This is a genomic window from Pseudomonas fuscovaginae SE-1 (assembly GCF_000364705.1).
GTDB lineage: Bacteria > Pseudomonadota > Gammaproteobacteria > Pseudomonadales > Pseudomonadaceae > Aquipseudomonas > Aquipseudomonas fuscovaginae_A.
Genome location: NZ_AQOH01000399.1, coordinates 1 through 17,031 on the forward strand (window position 1 = coordinate 1; position 17,031 = coordinate 17,031).

The 17,031-nt window shown below is 64.5% G+C and carries 12 protein-coding genes; 3 read left to right on the forward strand and 9 right to left on the reverse strand.

Features of this window, described 5'->3' with window-relative positions:
• The 9 genes from K675_RS31720 to K675_RS0130105 form a co-directional block, all read right to left on the reverse strand.
• Positions 1 to 187: hypothetical protein (locus tag K675_RS31720; RefSeq protein ID WP_037007425.1), on the reverse strand; the 187-nt coding region annotated here is incomplete at its 3' end.
• A complete protein-coding gene (gene malQ / locus K675_RS0130070; RefSeq protein ID WP_017907150.1) occupies positions 184 to 2,265 on the reverse strand; it encodes a 4-alpha-glucanotransferase in 2,082 nt (693 codons plus the stop codon). The genes malQ and K675_RS31720, both read right to left, overlap by 4 nt.
• Complete coding sequence (gene treZ, locus K675_RS0130075; RefSeq protein WP_017907151.1) at positions 2,262 to 4,067, reverse strand: malto-oligosyltrehalose trehalohydrolase; 1,806 nt, start codon at positions 4,065 to 4,067, stop codon at positions 2,262 to 2,264. Before treZ ends, malQ begins: the two co-directional genes overlap by 4 nt.
• Positions 4,068 to 4,080: 13 nt before the next feature.
• A complete protein-coding gene (glgA, locus tag K675_RS0130080; RefSeq protein ID WP_017907152.1) occupies positions 4,081 to 5,646 on the reverse strand; it encodes a glycogen synthase GlgA in 1,566 nt (521 codons plus the stop codon).
• A 473-nt stretch (positions 5,647 to 6,119) separates the two neighbouring features.
• The gene (locus K675_RS0130085) at positions 6,120 to 7,073 is read right to left on the reverse strand and encodes a D-2-hydroxyacid dehydrogenase family protein (protein ID WP_017907153.1); all 954 of its coding nucleotides are present in this window, start codon (positions 7,071 to 7,073) and stop codon (positions 6,120 to 6,122) included.
• 14 nt (positions 7,074 to 7,087) lie between these two features.
• The gene (locus tag K675_RS0130090; RefSeq protein ID WP_017907154.1) at positions 7,088 to 8,107 is read right to left on the reverse strand and encodes an alpha/beta fold hydrolase; all 1,020 of its coding nucleotides are present in this window, start codon (positions 8,105 to 8,107) and stop codon (positions 7,088 to 7,090) included.
• A 64-nt stretch (positions 8,108 to 8,171) separates the two neighbouring features.
• The gene (locus tag K675_RS0130095) at positions 8,172 to 8,618 is read right to left on the reverse strand and encodes a DUF411 domain-containing protein (protein ID WP_017907155.1); all 447 of its coding nucleotides are present in this window, start codon (positions 8,616 to 8,618) and stop codon (positions 8,172 to 8,174) included.
• A 166-nt stretch (positions 8,619 to 8,784) separates the two neighbouring features.
• Positions 8,785 to 9,249: an SRPBCC family protein gene (locus K675_RS0130100; protein ID WP_017907156.1), complete on the reverse strand. Its 465-nt coding sequence runs from the start codon at positions 9,247 to 9,249 to the stop codon at positions 8,785 to 8,787.
• A 138-nt stretch (positions 9,250 to 9,387) separates the two neighbouring features.
• A complete protein-coding gene (locus K675_RS0130105) occupies positions 9,388 to 11,382 on the reverse strand; it encodes a methyl-accepting chemotaxis protein (protein WP_017907157.1) in 1,995 nt (664 codons plus the stop codon).
• Between the two features lie 309 nt (positions 11,383 to 11,691).
• Here K675_RS0130105 and K675_RS0130110 point away from each other — a divergent pair, with 309 nt between their 5' ends.
• From K675_RS0130110 to K675_RS31725, 3 genes are all read left to right on the forward strand, one after another.
• Positions 11,692 to 12,216 (forward strand): hypothetical protein, encoded by a 525-nt coding sequence (locus tag K675_RS0130110; protein WP_017907158.1) that lies wholly within the window; start codon positions 11,692 to 11,694, stop codon positions 12,214 to 12,216.
• A 238-nt stretch (positions 12,217 to 12,454) separates the two neighbouring features.
• Positions 12,455 to 14,170, forward strand: a complete 1,716-nt coding sequence (locus tag K675_RS0130115; RefSeq protein ID WP_026145661.1) for a ShlB/FhaC/HecB family hemolysin secretion/activation protein — start codon at positions 12,455 to 12,457, stop codon at positions 14,168 to 14,170.
• A gap of 33 nt (positions 14,171 to 14,203) precedes the next feature.
• On the forward strand, positions 14,204 to 17,031 hold a 2,828-nt coding region (locus K675_RS31725), incomplete at its 3' end, for a filamentous hemagglutinin N-terminal domain-containing protein (RefSeq protein ID WP_037007427.1).

The window sequence follows — 17,031 nt, forward strand, 5'->3', positions numbered from 1 at the left end:
GGTTGACCCGGGTCGGGTCGACCACGTCATAACCGTGCATCGAGCCGGCTCGGGCACACAGCAGCGGCGAGGCATAGACATGGCTGATACCCAGTCGGGCGTAATAGGGCACCCACTCGGTGGCGGCATCCAGTGGAAAACCCTTGTGCAATTGCAGGCGCAGCGTGGCGCGTAGGCTGTCGCTCATCGGTCACGCTCGGCAGCCTGGAGGCGGGCGCAGGCCAGCAGTTCGAGGCGGCGGGCGGCATCGACGTCATCCAGCAGTTCGCTGCTGTAGCCCGGTAGGCGCCGGCGCCAGTTGGGATGCGTGTCGATGGTGCCCGGCAGGTTCGGTTGTTCCTCGACGCCGAGGGCGTCCTCCAGCGGCAGCAGTACCAGCGGTGCGCGGGTATGGCCGAGGAAGCGGACACTGGCGTCGACCACCTGGTCGGTCTCATGGGCTTCGTCGCGAAAGTTCTGCGGGTCGTTGCTCAGCGCCCGGTGCAGGCCATCACGTTCATGGTGGCGGGTCTGGCGCCAGTGCTCGGCGGTCGGCGTGTCGATCAGCCCGAGGCGGATGTTCCAGTCGATGTCGCGGGCGTGCCACCAGCCATTGAGGGTGGGCAGGTCGTGGGTGGTGGTGGTCGCCAGGGCATTGTCCGGCCAGTCGAGGATGGGCTTGAAACGATGACCGTACTCCTGTTCGAACAGCAGCACGCGCATGCCGAGGATCGAGCGGGCGATCAGCTTTTCCCGCAGGCCGTCGGGCACCGTGCCGAGGTCTTCGCCGAGAACGATCGCCTGGTGCCGTGCCGACTCCAGGGTCAGCAGGCGCAGCAGGTCGTCCACCGGGTAATAGAGGTAGGCGCCGTCGCTCGACGGCGAGCCGAGCGGGATCACCCACAGCCGTTGCAGGCCCATGACGTGGTCGATGCGCAGGCCTCCGGCGTAGGCGAAGTTGGCCCGCAGCATTTCGATGAAGGCACGGAAACCGTGGCGCTTGAGGCCTTCCGGGGCGAATGCGGAGATCCCCCAGCTCTGCCCGGCGCGATTGAGGATATCCGGCGGCGCGCCGACGGTGAGTTCGGCCAGCAGTTCATCCTGTCGGCTCCAGGCCTGGCTGCCACCGCCGTCGGCACCGACGGCCAGGTCGGCGATCAGGCCGATGGCCATGCCGCTGCCGCGCGCGGCGCCCTGTGCACGCTCCAGACTACGGGCAATCAGCCACTGGCTGAAGGCATGAAATTCGATGTCTTCGGCATGCTCCTCGGCGAACCGGGCCAGCGCCGGGCTGTCCGGTTGTCGCCACTGTTCCGGCCATTGACGCCAGTCGCCGCTTTCGCCACGGGCGATGCAGTGTGCTTGCAGGGCTTCGAACCGGCAGTGGTTTTCCAGGGCTTCACCGCCGGCGTGGCGGAAGCTGGCGAAGTCCTCGCCCAGAGGATGGTCGCCGAGCCGGAAACCGTCGTGGAGGGCGCGCAGCAGGCGGTACTTGGCCCGTGCGGCGCGAGGCCAGTCGATCAGCGACAACTGCTCCAGCTCGTGCAGTTCATCGGCCAACCCGGTACTGTCGATCGCCAGGCGCAGGGCGCGTTCGCCGAGGATCGCCCCCGGTGCCGCATACAGGCTGTTGAGGAACAGGCGACTGGACGGCGAATACGGGCTGTAGCGGCTCGGATCGCTGCTGAACATCGCATGCAGCGGGCTGATCGCCAGGGCGTCGGCACCGCGTTCGCCGGCGGCCCGGGCCAGCTCCTCCAGTGCCTGGGTGTCGCCGAAGCCGCCGTCGCCCGGGCGTTGCAGGCTGTAGAGCTGCACGCCGAGGCCCCAGGCCCGGGCGGGTCGGGTGTCGGTGGCCGCGTCGACGCTGAAGCAGGTGGCGGGCGCGACGGCGAGGGTGAACCGCTGGCCGTCGATGTGCACCGTCTGATAACCGGCCGGCACCACGCCGGGCAGGACCGCTTCGTTGTCCAGGCGCAGGTTGAGTACCGAGCCGTTTTCCAGGTGGACCTCGCAGGGTGTGCCGGGGGAGAAATAGCGGGCCAGATCCAGGCCCTTGTCGACGTCCGCCGTCAGCAACGGCGGCAGTTGTTTGTCCTGTTGCGCCAGTTGCAGCTCCAGCAGGCTGGCCTCGATGGCGGCCTCGTCGTGGGCCGGGTGGCCGAGGCCGGCCAGGACCTTGCGCAGGACCTCGGGCCGGACCTTCTGTGCCTGACCATTGGCGTCGATCCAGTCCACGGCCAGACCCGCCCGGCTGGCGAGTATTTCAAGTTGCGCATCGCTCATGGGCGTTCTCCATCGAGGGCCGACGAGTCATCGTCGTTGCTCAGGCTGACCAGCGCGCAGTAGGGCGCCAGATGGCCTTCGTCCAGTTGCCGGGCGGCTCCGGCGGTGCTTTCGAACAGCCAATGCGCCACACCGTCGGCGCCCTGTTCGACCGCCTCCGGTCCCAGGTTCAGGTCGATGCGCAGCAGGCTGCCGTCGCCCAGGCGCCAGCGTGCGCTGATGGCGCCTTCGGCCAGCACCTCGGCGCCCAGTGCCTGGGTGCCGGGCAGGCGCGGCAGCAGCTCGCGGTGGCGGATCTCCAGCAGTTGGCGGTATAGCTGCGCGATGGCGCCACGGGGGCCCTCGGTGGCCGGGACCAGGTTCGGCCGCGAGGCCTCGAAGGTCTCCACGGCGTTCGGATCGGGTATCCGCTCGCGGCGTTGCGGGTCGGCGAACCCGGCGAATTCGGCGAACTCCGCACGCCGGCCTTCACGCACGGCATCGGCCAGTTCGCCGTGGTGGTCGGTGAAGAACAGGAACGGTTCCTCGGCCCCGGTCTCATCGCCCATGAACAGCAGCGGGATCATCGGCGACAACAGCAACAGCACGGTGGCGGCGCGCAGGGCCTGTGGCGGACACAGTCGGTTGAGGCGTTCGCCGAAGGCGCGGTTGCCGATCTGGTCGTGGTTCTGCAAAAACAGGATGAATGCGCTGGGCGGCAGGTGGGCGCTGGGTTCACCGCGGCAGCGACCGTGGCGATTGGGATGACCCTGGTAGACGAAACCCTGGCTCAGGCAGCGTGCCAGCTTGTCGGTGGTTGCCTTGGCATAGTCGGCGTAGTAAGCCTCGGTCTCGCCGGTCAGCAGTACGTGCAGGGTATTGTGGCCATCGTCGTTCCACTGGCCGTCGTAGGCCTCTTCCAGGAGGCTGGCCTGATTGAACTCGTTTTCCACGGTCAGCCAGACGTGGCGCGCCGGGTCGACCTGGCGGCGCACCTGCCGGGACAGTTCACGCAGGAAGGTCGCGTCGTCGATCGCGTGCACCGCATCCAGGCGCAGGCCGTCGAAACGGTACTCCAGCAGCCACATCAGCGCGTTGTCGATGAAGAAGCTGCGTACCTCCCGGCGCTGAAAATCGATGGCGGCGCCCCAGGGTGTCTTGCGGTCCTCGCGGAAGAAGTCCCGGGCGTAGCGCCCAAGGTGGTTGCCGTCCGGGCCGAAGTGGTTGTAGACCACGTCGAGGATCACCGCCAGGCCGTGACCGTGGGCGCTGTCGATCAGGTGCTTGAGGTCTTCGGGGGTGCCATAGCTCGATTGCGGCGCATAGGGCAGCACGCCGTCGTACCCCCAGTTGCGTTCGCCGGGGAACTCGGCCAGGGGCATCAGCTCGATGGCGGTGATGCCCAGTCCGGCCAGGCGTGGCAGGTGCTGTTCCACCGCGCGGTAGCCACCGAGGGCGCCGACATGCAGTTCATAGATGATCGCGGTGTGCCAAGGCCGCCCTTGCCAGTCCTTGTGTCGCCAGTGATAGGCGAGGGGGTCGACCACCCGGCTCGGCTCGGCTATCCCTCCGGCCTGGGAACGGGAGGCCGGGTCGCAGACCTGCAGTTCGCCATCGATGTTGTAGCGGTAGCGGGTTCCCGCACCGCAGCGGGTTTCCAGGGTGAACCAGCCGTCGTTCTGCGGCAGCATGGCCAGGGAACGGCCATCCTCCAGTTCGACGCTGACGTAGAAGGCGTCCGGCGCCCACAGCGCGAAGCGGGTGTGTTCCGCGTCGAGCATGACCGCGCCGTGGGACCAGGTTTCCAGCGTCCGTAGCGACATCCGTGGCCACTCCTCAGTGCTTGCCCGACCGGCTCCGTGAAGTGGCGACCAGGGTTTCATAGAGTTCGGCGTAGGGTTCCACCGCCTTGCTCCAGTTGAACGGTGCGGCCATGGCCCGGCAGCGCATGGCGTTGAGCAGTGGCCGGTAGGCGAAAACCCTGAAGGCCCGGCGCAGTGCCGCCTCGTAGCTTTCCACGGTGGATTCGTCGAAGAGGAAACCGGTCACGCCGTCCTCGATGGTATCGGCCAGGCCGCCGGTGTTGCGCGCCACCGGCAGCGCACCGAAGCGCTGGGCGTACATCTGGCTGAGGCCGCAGGGCTCGTAGCGCGAGGGCATCAGCAGGAAGTCGCTGCCGGCGAACATGCGTCGGGCATCGGTTTCGTTGAAGCCGATGCGTACGCCGATCCGCCCAGGGAAGCGCAGGGCCAGCTGGCGCATGGCTTCCTCTTCCTCCGGCTCGCCACGCCCGATGATCGCGATCTGGCCGCCGGAGCGGACGATGAACTCGCTCACCGCCTCGGTGAGGTCCAGGCCTTTCTGGTAGACCAGGCGCGAGACCACGGCGAACAGCGGGCCATCGGAGGATTCGAGGCCGAACAGTTGGCGCACGTGGGCGGCGTTGACCGCCTTGCCTGCCCAGTCGCCGATGTTGAAAGGCTGAACCAGGTGGTGGTCGGTGGCCGCATCCCAGCTTTCATCGATACCGTTGGGGATACCGCTGAGGAGGCCCTGATAGGTTTTGCTGGCGAGGAATCCGTCCAGGCCGCAGCCGAATTCCGGCGTGGTGATTTCCTCGGCGTAGGTGGCGCTGACCGTGGTGATGTGGCTGGAATAGGCCATGCCGGCCTTGAGGAACGACAGCTTGCCGTAGAACTCCATGCCTTCCTGTTGCAGGGCATGGGGGGGAATACCCAGTTCCGGGCAGCAGGCCAGGCTGACCACGCCCTGGTAGGCGAGGTTATGGATGGTGAACAGGGTCGGTGTGCGCTGGCCGCGCCAATGCATGTAGGCCGGGGCCAAGCCTGCGGGCCAGTCATGGGCATGGACCAGGTCCGGGGTCCAGTGGATCTGCGCCAGGTTGGCGGCGATGTCGGCTGCGGCCAGGCCCAGGCGGGCGAAGCGGATGTGGTTGTCCGGCCAGTCGCGGCCGTTGTTGGCGCCATAAGGGGTGCCATCGCGTTCGAACAGTTCCGGGCAGATCAATACGTAGATCACCAGGCCGTCGGGCATGTCCATGCGTCCGATCCGGCAGGGGGGCAGGGCGGCATGGCCGGCGAGCTCGCCGACGATATGGATCGGGTTGTCGCTGTCCAGCACTTGCGGGTAGCCGGGAATCAGCACCCGCACATCATGCAGATGGCGCATGGCCCGTGGCAGCGCCGCCGAGACATCGCCCAGGCCGCCAGCCTTGACCAGGTCGGCGAATTCCGAGGTGACGAACAGCACTTTCTTCTTGTTGGGGTTGACGGGTACCACCGATGACAACGTCTTCCCTCCCGTTGAAGGGACTGGCACGTGGACCGGCTCGTTGACCTGAATCAAACCTTCTTCCTGAATCTCCAACGCAGCGCTGATCATGTGCCTCTCCCGTTTTATCCGATCTGATCCATGGCTTTCACGCAGCGTGCCCAAACCGCTTCCTTTTGTCGGACACGCCAGCCCAGGTGGTTTGGGCACAAGGCCGCGACGCACCTGAACGAGAAAATAGAGTGGGGGGGCGCCTGTGCCTGTTCCACCCGGAGCAGGCGCCTTACCTTTAACCTGACTGACGGCCGGTTCAGAAGGTTCGATTTTTTTTCCGAGGAAATGACCGGCTGGTCAGTAGGCCCAGAAAAACAGTGTAGGAGAGATGTTGCCGACCGGTAGGGCGGGATTTAGACGACAAATTTCAAAAAGTTTCGTACTGGCTATAAGGCAGGTGATTCACGGCAACTTTCGGGAACAAGGGGCCGGGACGCCTGCACCTGATTGGCGCAAGTCGGGGGCGGATGGACAAGAACGGGGCGCCGACCGCGCCCGCACAAGGCACGGGCGTGGCCGGTTTCGGGGCGTCAGCCGAGGACGCGGATCGGTGCGCCGACGGCCCAGGCCTGGATGTCCTCGATCATCTGGCCGTAGAACATCCGGTAGTTGTTCTGGCTGACATAGCCGACATGGGGCGTGGCCAGGACATTGTCCAGCGTGCGGAACGGGTGGTCGGCCGGCAGCGGCTCCTGCTCGAACACATCCAGTGCCGCTCCGGCGAGTCTGCCATGACGTAGTGCACTGATCAGCGCCGCCTCGTCGACGATCGGGCCACGCGCGGTGTTGACCAGGCGAGCGGTCGGTTTCATCCAGCCCAATGCCTGGGCATCCACCAGGCCGCGGGAGCGGTCGCTGAGCACCAGGTGCACCGAAAGCAGGTCGGCCTGTTCGAACAGCGCCTGCTTGCCGACGTACTCCACGCCCGCTTCGGCGGCCCGCTCGGCGGTGAGGTTCTGGCTCCAGGCGATCACCCGCATGCCGAAGGCCTGGCCGTAGCGGGCGACCTTCTGGCCGATGCTGCCCAGGCCGAGGATGCCCAGGGTCTTGCCGTAGAGGTCGTTGCCCAGTCCCACCTGCCAGTCGCCGGCGCGCAGGGCGTTGGCTTCCTTGACCAGGTTGCGGCTCAGGGCCATGACCAGGGCCCAGGTCAGTTCCGGCGCCGCGTGCTTGTAGCTCTCCGTACCGCAGACCTGGATGCCCAGTGCGTTCGCCGCCTTGATATCGAGGGCGGCATTGCGCATGCCGCCGGTCACCAGCAGCCTGAGGCGCGGCAACCGGCGCAGCAGGGCTTCGTCGAAGGTGCTGCGTTCGCGCATCACGCAGATCACGTCATAGCCGGCCAGGCGTTCGGCCATGACCTCGGTGGCGGCGGGGTAATCATGCACGAAGCTGACCTGGCCGATGCCGGCCAGGACCGACCAGTCCACCACCTCGCCCGCCACGCCTTGCCAGTCATCGATTACCGCAATCTGCAACGTCATCGGGTGTTCCTCTTTTATTGTCGGGTGGCCAGCCAGCCGAGCAGAGCCTTGTGGAACCGTTCGGGTTCTTCCATCTGTGGTGCGTGACCCAGGCCGGGGAATTCCACCAGTGTCGAGTGTGGGATCAGCCTGGCTGCCTGCTTGCCGAGCACGTCGTAGTGACCCAGCCGCGCCTTGACCTCGGGCGGCGCGATATCGCTGCCGATCGCCGTGGTGTCGGCGGTGCCGATCAGCAGCAGGGTGGGCATCTTGAGATCCTTGAATTCGTAGTACACCGGCTGGGTGAAGATCATGTCGTAGATCAGCGCCGAGTTCCAGGCCACTGCCGCATGGCCGGGGCCCTTGTTCAGCCCGGCGAGCATGTCGACCCAACGTTCGAACTCAGGCTTCCAGCGACCGGCGTAGTAGGTGTTGCGCTCGTAGTTGCGAATGCCCTCGGCGCTGAGCTTCAGCTCGCGCTCGTTCCACTGGTCGACGGTGCGGTAGGGCACGCCGAGGGCCTTCCAGTCCTCCAGGCCGATCGGGTTGACCAGCGCCAGGCGCTCGACCTGCCGCGGGTAGAGCAGGGCGTAGCGGGTGGCGAGCATGCCACCGGTGGAGTGGCCGAGCAGCACGGCCTTGTGGATGCCGAGGTTCTCCAGCAGGGCGTGGGTATTGGCCGCCAACTGCTGGAAGCTGTACTGGTAGTTGTCGGGTTTGCTGGAGGTGCAGAAACCGATCTGGTCCGGCGCGACGACCCGGTAGCCGGCCGCGCTCAGGGCCTTGATCGAGCTGTCCCAGGTGGCGCCACAGAAGTTCTTGCCGTGCATCAGCACCACGTTCTGGCCGTTGGCCGGTCCGCTGGGCCTGACGTCCATGTAGCCCATCTGCAGGGCTTGGCCCTGGGACTGGAAGGTGAAATGTTCGACCGGGTAGGGGTAACCGAAGCCCTCCAGCCGCGGCCCGTAGGCCGGGCCTTCGGCGGCATGGGACAGGGCTGGCAGCGAGGCGGCGAGAAACAGGCTGCCGAGGGCAAGGGCACGTGGCGTGGGCATGGGCGGTCTCCTTGGGAATCCGCCCGATGCTGCGCAGAAACGATTAACGGGGGATTAAAACGCTTCAGTGCGCCGGGTAGTCGGCGATCACCTGATCGGTGCCGTACTTGGTCAGGCCGATCACCTGGAAGGCGTCACGGCGTTCGCCCATCTCCATGCCCGGCGAACCGATGGGCATGCCCGGCACGGCAATGCCGCGCAGGTCGGCGCGTTGGCTCAGGGCCTTGATCTGCTCGGCCGGCACATGGCCTTCGACGAATTTGCCATTGATGACCGCGGTGTGGCAGGAAGCCAGGCGGGGTGCCACGCCGAGGCGTTGCTTGACGGCGCTCATGTCCGCCTCGACGTGGTCGTTGACTTTGAAACCATTGGCTTGCAGGTGGGTGATCCAGGCCTTGCAGCAGCCGCAATTGGCATCGCGATGGACGTCGATGGACAGCGGCTCGACAGCCTTGGCCAGGGAGGCGATCAACAGCGTCGACAGGGCGACCAGGCGCAGCGGGTTCTTCATGGGGCACATTCCGGGAAGCAAGGGTGAGAGGGCGACATTCTCGCCGATAACGTCCGCTGTGGCCGTTCCTGAAACAGTCAGCAACATTCTAGCGGTGAGAGGGCGACGGGCTCCGATGATGCGCCGTCGCCGCTGTCGGCAACCTGAGGGGAACATGACGTATTTGTCAGGCAAGGGTGTGTCGCGAGGTTTCCAGCACGTGCTTGAGGTTGTTCAGTGCCCGGGCCGACAGATCGAGCATGCGGCCCTGCAGGCCACCGAGGTTGAGTTCGGTGATGTACTGCAGGCTTCGGCAGAAGTAGGTGCCGCAACGCTGGCGCGTCAGTTCGTAACAGATGCAGCCGTCGACGACGGAGGAAGTGAAGGCGACCTTGAAGGCCTGGGGTGGGTCGGCCACGATCACCCGGTAGTTCATGTCGACCCGTAACCCCAGCAGGTCGATGACTTCGGTGAAACGGTGGTCCTTGGGCACGGGGCCCTGCATGCCGGTTTCAGCGCTGACGGACGTCGGGTGCCATTCGTGCCAGCGATCCGGCTGGGTCACGTAGGCATACACCTCGGCAATATCGGCTTCTATATAGATCTCGTTGCTGAGGCTCTTGGCATAGGTCTGGAAAGAGGGCTGTTCCATGTTAGCTCCTACTGCATTCCTTGTTTTGAAGGGAGAAGCAGTTGTGAGCATAGGCGATGGGCCCGTATTGCAAGTGGGCAGGCGATGAGTGTCACGGTGCCCGTGGCCGATCAGGCCAGGGCACTGCGATGCACGGATTCAGCGGACCTTGAAACGCCCCATCAGCGCGCTGACGCGGTTGTTGGCTTCCAGCAGGCTGCGGGTATTGGCTTCGGTGGCCTGGCCGCTGCGTACCAGTTCCTCGACCATCTGGCGGATCTGCACCATGCTGCGGTTGATCTCCTCGGTCACCGCGCTCTGCTGTTCGGCGGCCGTGGCGATCTGGGTGCTCAGGCTGTTGATGTGGCTGACGGAACCGGCCATTTCATCCAGCCCCGAGTTGACCCGGGCCGTGGCGTCGGCGGCCGATTGGCAACTGGCCTGGGTGTTTTCCATGGCACTGACCGAGGAGCTGACGCCCTGGGTCAGGCGGGTCAGCATTTCGTTGATTTCCGAAGTGCTGGCCTGGGTACGGGCGGCGAGGGCTCGGACCTCGTCGGCGACCACGGCAAAACCGCGGCCCTGTTCACCGGCCCGCGCGGCCTCGATGGCGGCGTTCAGGGCGAGCAGGTTGGTCTGCCCGGCAATGGCACCGATTACCCCGAGAATCTCGGTGATGCGCTGGGCATCCTCCTGCATGCTCTCGACCTTCTGGGTGGCGCTGGAGACTTCGTCGATCAGCGCGATCACGCTGCCGGAGGCCTCGCCCACCACCACCCGGGAACGGTCGGCGTGTTCATTGGCGCGCTGGGTGAAGGCGGCGGTTTCGGCGGCGTTGTGCGCGACGGTCTCGGCGGTGCTGCTCATTTCGGTGATCGCGGTGACCGTCTGATCGGTCTCCGAGGCGTGGCGGGCGAGGATCTGGTTGGTCTGCGCCGAGGTCTGCTGTAGCTTCTCCAGGCTGCCGGACATGTCGCCGGTGGCCTGGGTGACTTCGCCGATCATGTTCTGCAGGTAGACGATGAAACGGTTGACCGAGTGCCCGATGGCGCCCAGTTCATCCTCGGCCCGAATGACGATGCGCCGGGTCAGGTCGGCGTCGCCGCTCGACAGCGCGTCGATATTGCCCTTGAGCACACGCATGCGCTGCACCAGCTTGCGGATGGCGTAGATCTGCAGCAACAACAGCAGCACGATCATCGGTACTTGCAGCAGGCTCAGGGTACTGAGCACGTCGTCACGCTGGGCGGTGATCGACTGGGTCGGCAGGGCGGTGGCGAGGAACCACGGCGAGCCTTCGATGGGGCGCATGAAGAAGGTGCTGGCGACGCCGGCGTTATCGAACTCCACCCGCCGCCGACCGCCGTCGTGCTCCTGCAGGGCGGCCTTGATCTGCGCGGCGAAGGGAGAGTTGCCGGCCAGGTCGTTGATGTTCTTGAGCACCACCGGGCTGCTGATATGGGTGCTGTTGCTGATGATCTTGCCGTCGGCCTCGACGATCAGCATTTCCGCGCCCAGGTCCTTTTCCTTGCGGGCCACCAGGTCGTTGAAGAAGCCCAGGGTCACGTCGATGGTCGACACGCCGTAGGGCACGCCGTTGCGCTGGATCGCCATGGCGCAGTTGGTGCGTGGCTCCTGGCTGGCGTCGTCCTTGTAGGCCGCTGCCCAGGCGCACTGGCCGCGAGGGGTGGCCATGCCGCCCTTGTACCAGGGCTGGTCGTAGTAGTTGGGGGCCTCGGCACTGTTCCAGAAGGTGTTGACCTTGAGCTGGCCGCTGGCGTCGCGATGCCAGAAGGTACTGTGCTTGTTCTGCCCCGGCGTGCGCTGGCCGGGCAGGGGCCAGATGCCGCCGCCGAACACTTTGAGCTCGCCGTACTGGTCCACCAGGCCGGGCAGGACCTTGTCGATGGCATCGCTGTCGAGCAGGGGAATGGTCTGGGTGATGCTGCGTTGCTGAGCCTGGACCTTGTTCAGTTCGCCCTGGATCTGCTCCGCCACTTCGGCGATGCGATTGAGTGCCACCTGCTCTTCGGTGTGGCGCAGCTTGGGCGCCACCAACTGGCCGATGCCGACCACGGTCAGGACGAACAGCAGCAGGACAAACAGGACCAGAAACAGCGTGTAGCGGGCTTGGATCGTACGGAACGTGGGCATGGGACCTGTCCTTGCAAAGCGGCTTTTATTGTTCGTCAGCTTTTCAGGGCTGCGACAGGTTATCGGCCTGTTCTGGAGGGTCTTTAGGTACGTTCGTACAAGATTGTGGGAAGGTTCTTGTACAGGTTTTCAGTCCGGGCCGTAGGAGGCGACATCTTTGTGTAATGGAATGTAGATAAATTGTATCTTTATTGGAACATTGACTAAAATCCGGTCTTTCATACCTAAATCAGGGACGTTTCCTATGACTGCCTCACCAGCACGTCAACCGCAGCAGATTTTCACTGACCTGAGCCAAGGAGGCCAACCATGAGCATGGGGACAGTAGGGGCCTGGGCCTCGGCAGCGGGGCTGAAGATTTTCGTCAAGGACGGCTCTCCCGCACAGCAGAGCAAAATCCAGAGCGAAAAGGCCAGGCAACTGTTGCGTGAGGTGGGCAAGGACCCCTTGGCGCTCGATCTCGGCAAGATGGCGGCCGCCAAGCTGCGACCCAAGTTCAAGGACTTCGACCCGGAACAGGTCACGCCCACTCAGTTGGGAAAAATCAGTACCTTCCTGAAGGACAATGGCCTGATCGATACTTTCACCGCCAGCCTGATGCTCAATGCCGGTGAGGAGTTCGACAAGTTCGGGGTGCAGAAGAACCCCGACGACAAGTTCAACGCCCTGGAATACTTCGCGACCCAGATCACCACGATCCAGGACCGCGCCATGAAAAAGGACGTGTACTCCAACTACATGATCCCGGCGTACAAGAAGGCCATCAACGTGCTGCAGAACCTGCAGCAGTTCGGCAGCACCGGTGCTGCGGTGACGGTCAATACCAAGGCTTGAGACACCCCCGGCATGGCCGTCCGCGCGATTGCGGCGGACAACCATGCCATCCCTCGATTCATATTGATATTGTCCTACAACATTGCGTCCGCCCTCGGTATTTTCCGCATCAGGGCGGCCTCTGCGTGGACGCCTGTATCGTCCCTGAAACAAATAGCAACATTTGTTGACGCCATAGATACGTCTATCTACCATGGCGCCATCATTTTGCTATTAGCTGTTTTTCGAGGGATCGAACATGTCTCCACTCGCCTTCGGGACGAGGATCGGCGTTGCGTTGCTGTGTGTTTCCGCTCTGAATACCGCCCAAGCCGCTTCTCTTGATAATGCCCCCGGCATCACCGACCTGATCCGCGATCGCCAGGATCGCCTCCTCGAAGAACAGCGTCGCCGTCTCGAAGAACTCAAGGAATTGCCCGGCAAGGCGGCGGCCCCGGTGGCGCCCCAGGCACCGGTCGACACTCGCTGCTTCCCGATCAAGACTATTGACCTGCAAGGTGCGGACACGCTCTCCGCCGGTGAGCGCGAGCGCCTGCTCAAGCCCTACATCGGCCAGTGCCTGGGCGTGCCGCAGCTCAACGAACTGCTTAAGGTCATCACCGACGCCTACATAGAGAAGGGCCTGGTCACCAGTCGCGCCTACCTGCCGCAACAGGACCTGTCCAGCGGCAACCTGAAAGTGCTGGTGGTCGAAGGCAAGCTCGAAGGCCTCAAGGGTGCCGAGGGCAGCGGTTTGTCCGATCGTGAGTTGACGATGAGCTTTCCCGGCCGTGCAGGCGACCTGCTCAACCTGCGGGAGATCGAGCAGATGGTCGATCAGTTGAATCGCCTGCCGTCGAACCAGGCGCAGATGGAGTTGGCTCCGGGCAAGGAAGTCGGCGGCAGCGAGGTGCTGGTCAAGAACAACCCACAAAAGCCCTGGCGGGTCGGTTTGTCACGGCACAACGACGGCCAGCGCAGCACCGGTGAGCAGCAGTGGGGGACCACCTTCGATTGGGACAGCCCGCTGGGCCTGGCCGACCAGTTGTCGCTGCGTGGCGGCCACGACGCCCTCAGCGATCACCAGAAAACTTCTCGTAACGCGATGCTCTACTACAACCTGCCGTTCGGCTGGTGGAACCTCAGCTACACCTATAACGAAAGCGAATACCGCTCCCTGGCCCAGGCCCGCGGCTTCGATTTCAAGCAGAGTGGTGACAGCCAGAACCATCAGTTGAAGCTGGAGCGGGTGATCCATCGCGACGCGATGAGCAAGACCTCGCTCAACACCGGCGTGTCCTACCTGCGCACCAACAACTTCATCGAAGACAGCAAGCTGGCGTTGAGCAGCAACCGCATCAGCGAGGCGCAGTTCGGCATCAACCATGGCCGGCGGATCGGCGGCGCCTTCGTCAACGTCGACCTGGGCATGCAGGACGGCATCGGCGCCTTCGATGCCCAGGGCAACCACGACCCCAAGCCGGGTCAACCCGACGCCCGCTATCGCAAGTACACCGCCACCGTCAGCTACCTGCAACCGTTCAAGCTGTGGGGCGAATCCTTCAGCTTCAGCAGCCTGATGACCGGCCAGCGCAGCGAAGATGTGCTGTTCAGTCCGCAGCGCATGAGCCTGGGCGGGCAATCGTCGATTCGCGGCTACAAGGATCAGACCCTCTCAGGTGACAGTGGCGGTTACTGGCGCAATGACCTGCGCTGGAGCCGCCCGGTCACCTGGAACTGGATGCGCCCGGTGTTCGCCGAGTACGGCACCAGCCTCGGCTATGACCAGGGCGTGATTCGCCATGGCCGCTACAACGCCGAGCAGCATGGGCGCATGAGCAGCGACTCGCTGGAACTGTTCGCCCGCGGCCAGCATATGGCGGCGACAGTGACCTTCGCTCACTCCCTGGAGCGGCCGACCCCGATCACCGAGCGCGAGGCGCCGATCTATTTCCGCCTGGACTTCTTCCTTTAATTTTTGGCTCCAACCGATTCGAGACTTTCTGACATGGACGTTCGCCAGTTCGCCTTCCTCGCGGGTCAACCTTCTGCTGCCCTGAAAAAACGTGACCACTTCCTTGGGTTGCCGAAACGCGGAATCGCGTTCCTGCTGGTGAACGTCATGTTCTGGCAACCAGTGTGGGCCCAGGCGGATGGCATCGTCGTCAGTGCGCCGGGGACCACGCTGGATCACGCGGGCAACGGTGTGCCCATCGTCAACATTGCCGCACCGAACGGCAGCGGCCTGTCGCACAACCAGTTCCAGGACTACAACGTCGGCAGCCAGGGTGTCATCCTCAACAACGCCACGGGCCGTACCCAGTCCACGCAGTTGGGCGGGATCATCTTCGGCAACAGCAACCTCAACGGCCGTGCCGCATCGACCATCCTCAACGAGGTCAACGGCGGCAGCCCCAGCCAGTTGCGCGGCTACACCGAGGTGGCGGGACAGTCGGCCCATGTGATCGTCGCCAACCCCTACGGTATCACCTGTAATGGCTGCGGCTTCATCAACACGCCGCAGGCGACGTTGACCACCGGCAAGCCAGTGATCGAAAACGGCCAGGTCAGCCGTTATCAGGTGGACAAGGGCAGTGTCTCCCTTGAGGGCGCTGGCCTGAATGCCAACAACATCGACCGCTTCGAGATCATCACCCGCTCGGCCAAGCTCAATGCCGAGATCCAGGCGAAGAACCTGGCGATCATCGCTGGCGCCAATGACGTCGATGCCAAGACCCTCAAGGCCACCGCGCGCGCTGCCGATCCGGCCACTGCACCGCAACTGGCGATCGACTCCTCGGCGCTGGGCGGCATGTACGCCGGTGCGATCAAGCTGGTCGGGACCGAGGCCGGTGTCGGGGTAAAACTCGACGGCAAGATGGTCGCCAGCGGTGGCGACATCCAGCTCGATGCCAATGGCCATCTGAGCATGGTCGACACGGCGGCAACCGGGGCGGTCAACGCCAAGGCGCAGAGCCTCGAAGCCAAGGGGCCGGTCTATGCCGGTACCACCCTGGACGTGAATACCCAGGGCGATCTGACCAGCCAGAACAACCTCGTAGCCAAGGACCGCATTACGCTCAACAGCGGCGGCCAACTGACCAACAATGGCATCATCGAAGCCGGGGTCAATGTCGATAACAGCCGCAATGCCGCAGGCGACGTCAGCATCCGCGCACAGAACGTCAACAACGCCGGCAAGAGCATCATCGCCAGCCGCAACCTGAAGGTCACGGCCGCTCAAGCCCTGGACAACCGCGAGGGGGCGATTTCCGGTGCCGCGACCACGGCACTCGCAGCGACCAGCGTGAATAACGTCCAGGGGCAAGTTACCGGTGATCTGGGGCTGAGCATCGACCTCAGTGGTGCCTTGAACAACCAGGCCGGGACTCTGGGCTCCGGTGGGGCGTTGAACCTCACCGCCGCGAGCCTTGATAACCGTGCCGCCGGTACGGTCCTGGCTGCCGGCGGCAGTCTTGCCGTCACTGTCCGTGGTGCCGTTGACAACCGCGAACAGGGCAAGCTGCGCGCCACCGGCGCCATCGACCTGACAACCGGCAGTCTGGACAACCGCGGCGGCAGCCTGGCGGGCAAGGACCAACTGACCCTGCGCAGCGCCTCGGTCGATAACCGTGTGGGGCTGATCCAGGCCGAACAGGGGGTCACGTTGCTGGTCGACCAGATCGACAACCGTGCCGGCGAACTGTCCAGCACTGGTGGCAAGGTCAAGCTGGATGCCCAGCGCCTGGACAACAGCGACGGCGGCAAGCTGCTGGCTGAAACCGACCTGGCGCTGACGGTGGCGCAACTGATCAACCAGACCCAGGGGCGGCTGTTCGCCAAGGGCAATGCCAGCCTGAGCGGTACCAATCTGGACAACACCGGCGGTACCGTCTCGTCGCTCACAGGGCTGGATATCCGCCTCGACGGCGCACTGCTCAACAACACCGGCCTGCTCAGCAGCGAAGGGACCTTGAGCCTCAAGGCCGCCAGCCTGGACAACACCAACGGCCAGATCGGCAGCGCCGGCGACCTGTCCATCGACAGTCTCGGCGCCGTGCTCAACCAGGGCGGCTCGGTCCTCACCGATCACGGCCTGACCCTCACCAGCTCGCACCTCGACAACAGCCAGAAAGGCCGCGTCAGTGGCCTGGGCGCTGTCCGCGTCACCACCGGGATTTTTGACAACAGCCAGGATGGCCGCCTGACCAGCGACGATCGCCTGGACCTGAGCGCCGGCCAGGTCAACAACGCGGGCGGTCGTATCGCCAGCGGCAAGGACCTGACCGCCAGCGTTACCGGCCTCGACCAGCAGAACGGCGAGCTGTTCAGCAAGACCCAACTGAACCTGGACCTGAACAACGGCCAACTGAACAACCAGGCAGGCCTGATCAACGGCCCGGTACTGGTGCTCAAGCACCTCAAGGGCGTGAACAACCAGGGCGGTGAAATCTCCAGTGCCCAGGCGTTCACCCTGGCGGCGCAGAGCCTGGACAACAGCAACGGCAAGCTGCTGGGCAACCAGGGCCTGACCCTGCGCATCGAGCAGGCACTCAATAACGTCAAGGGCCTGGTCTCCGCCGCGTCCCTCGACAGCCGCAGCGCCAGCCTGGACAACAGCCAGGGGCAGATCAGCAGCCGTGGGCAGGCTGACCTGAGTGTCACAGGCGCTTTGACCAACCTGAATGGGCAGTTGATCGCCACCGGCGACCTGAGCCTCACCGGCGGTTCCCTGGACAACCGTCAGAACGGTCTGGTGGGGGCGACAAAAGCGCTGAAACTCAACGTCGACCAGATCGACAACCGGGCTGGCGAGCTGTCCGCCAACGCGAACAT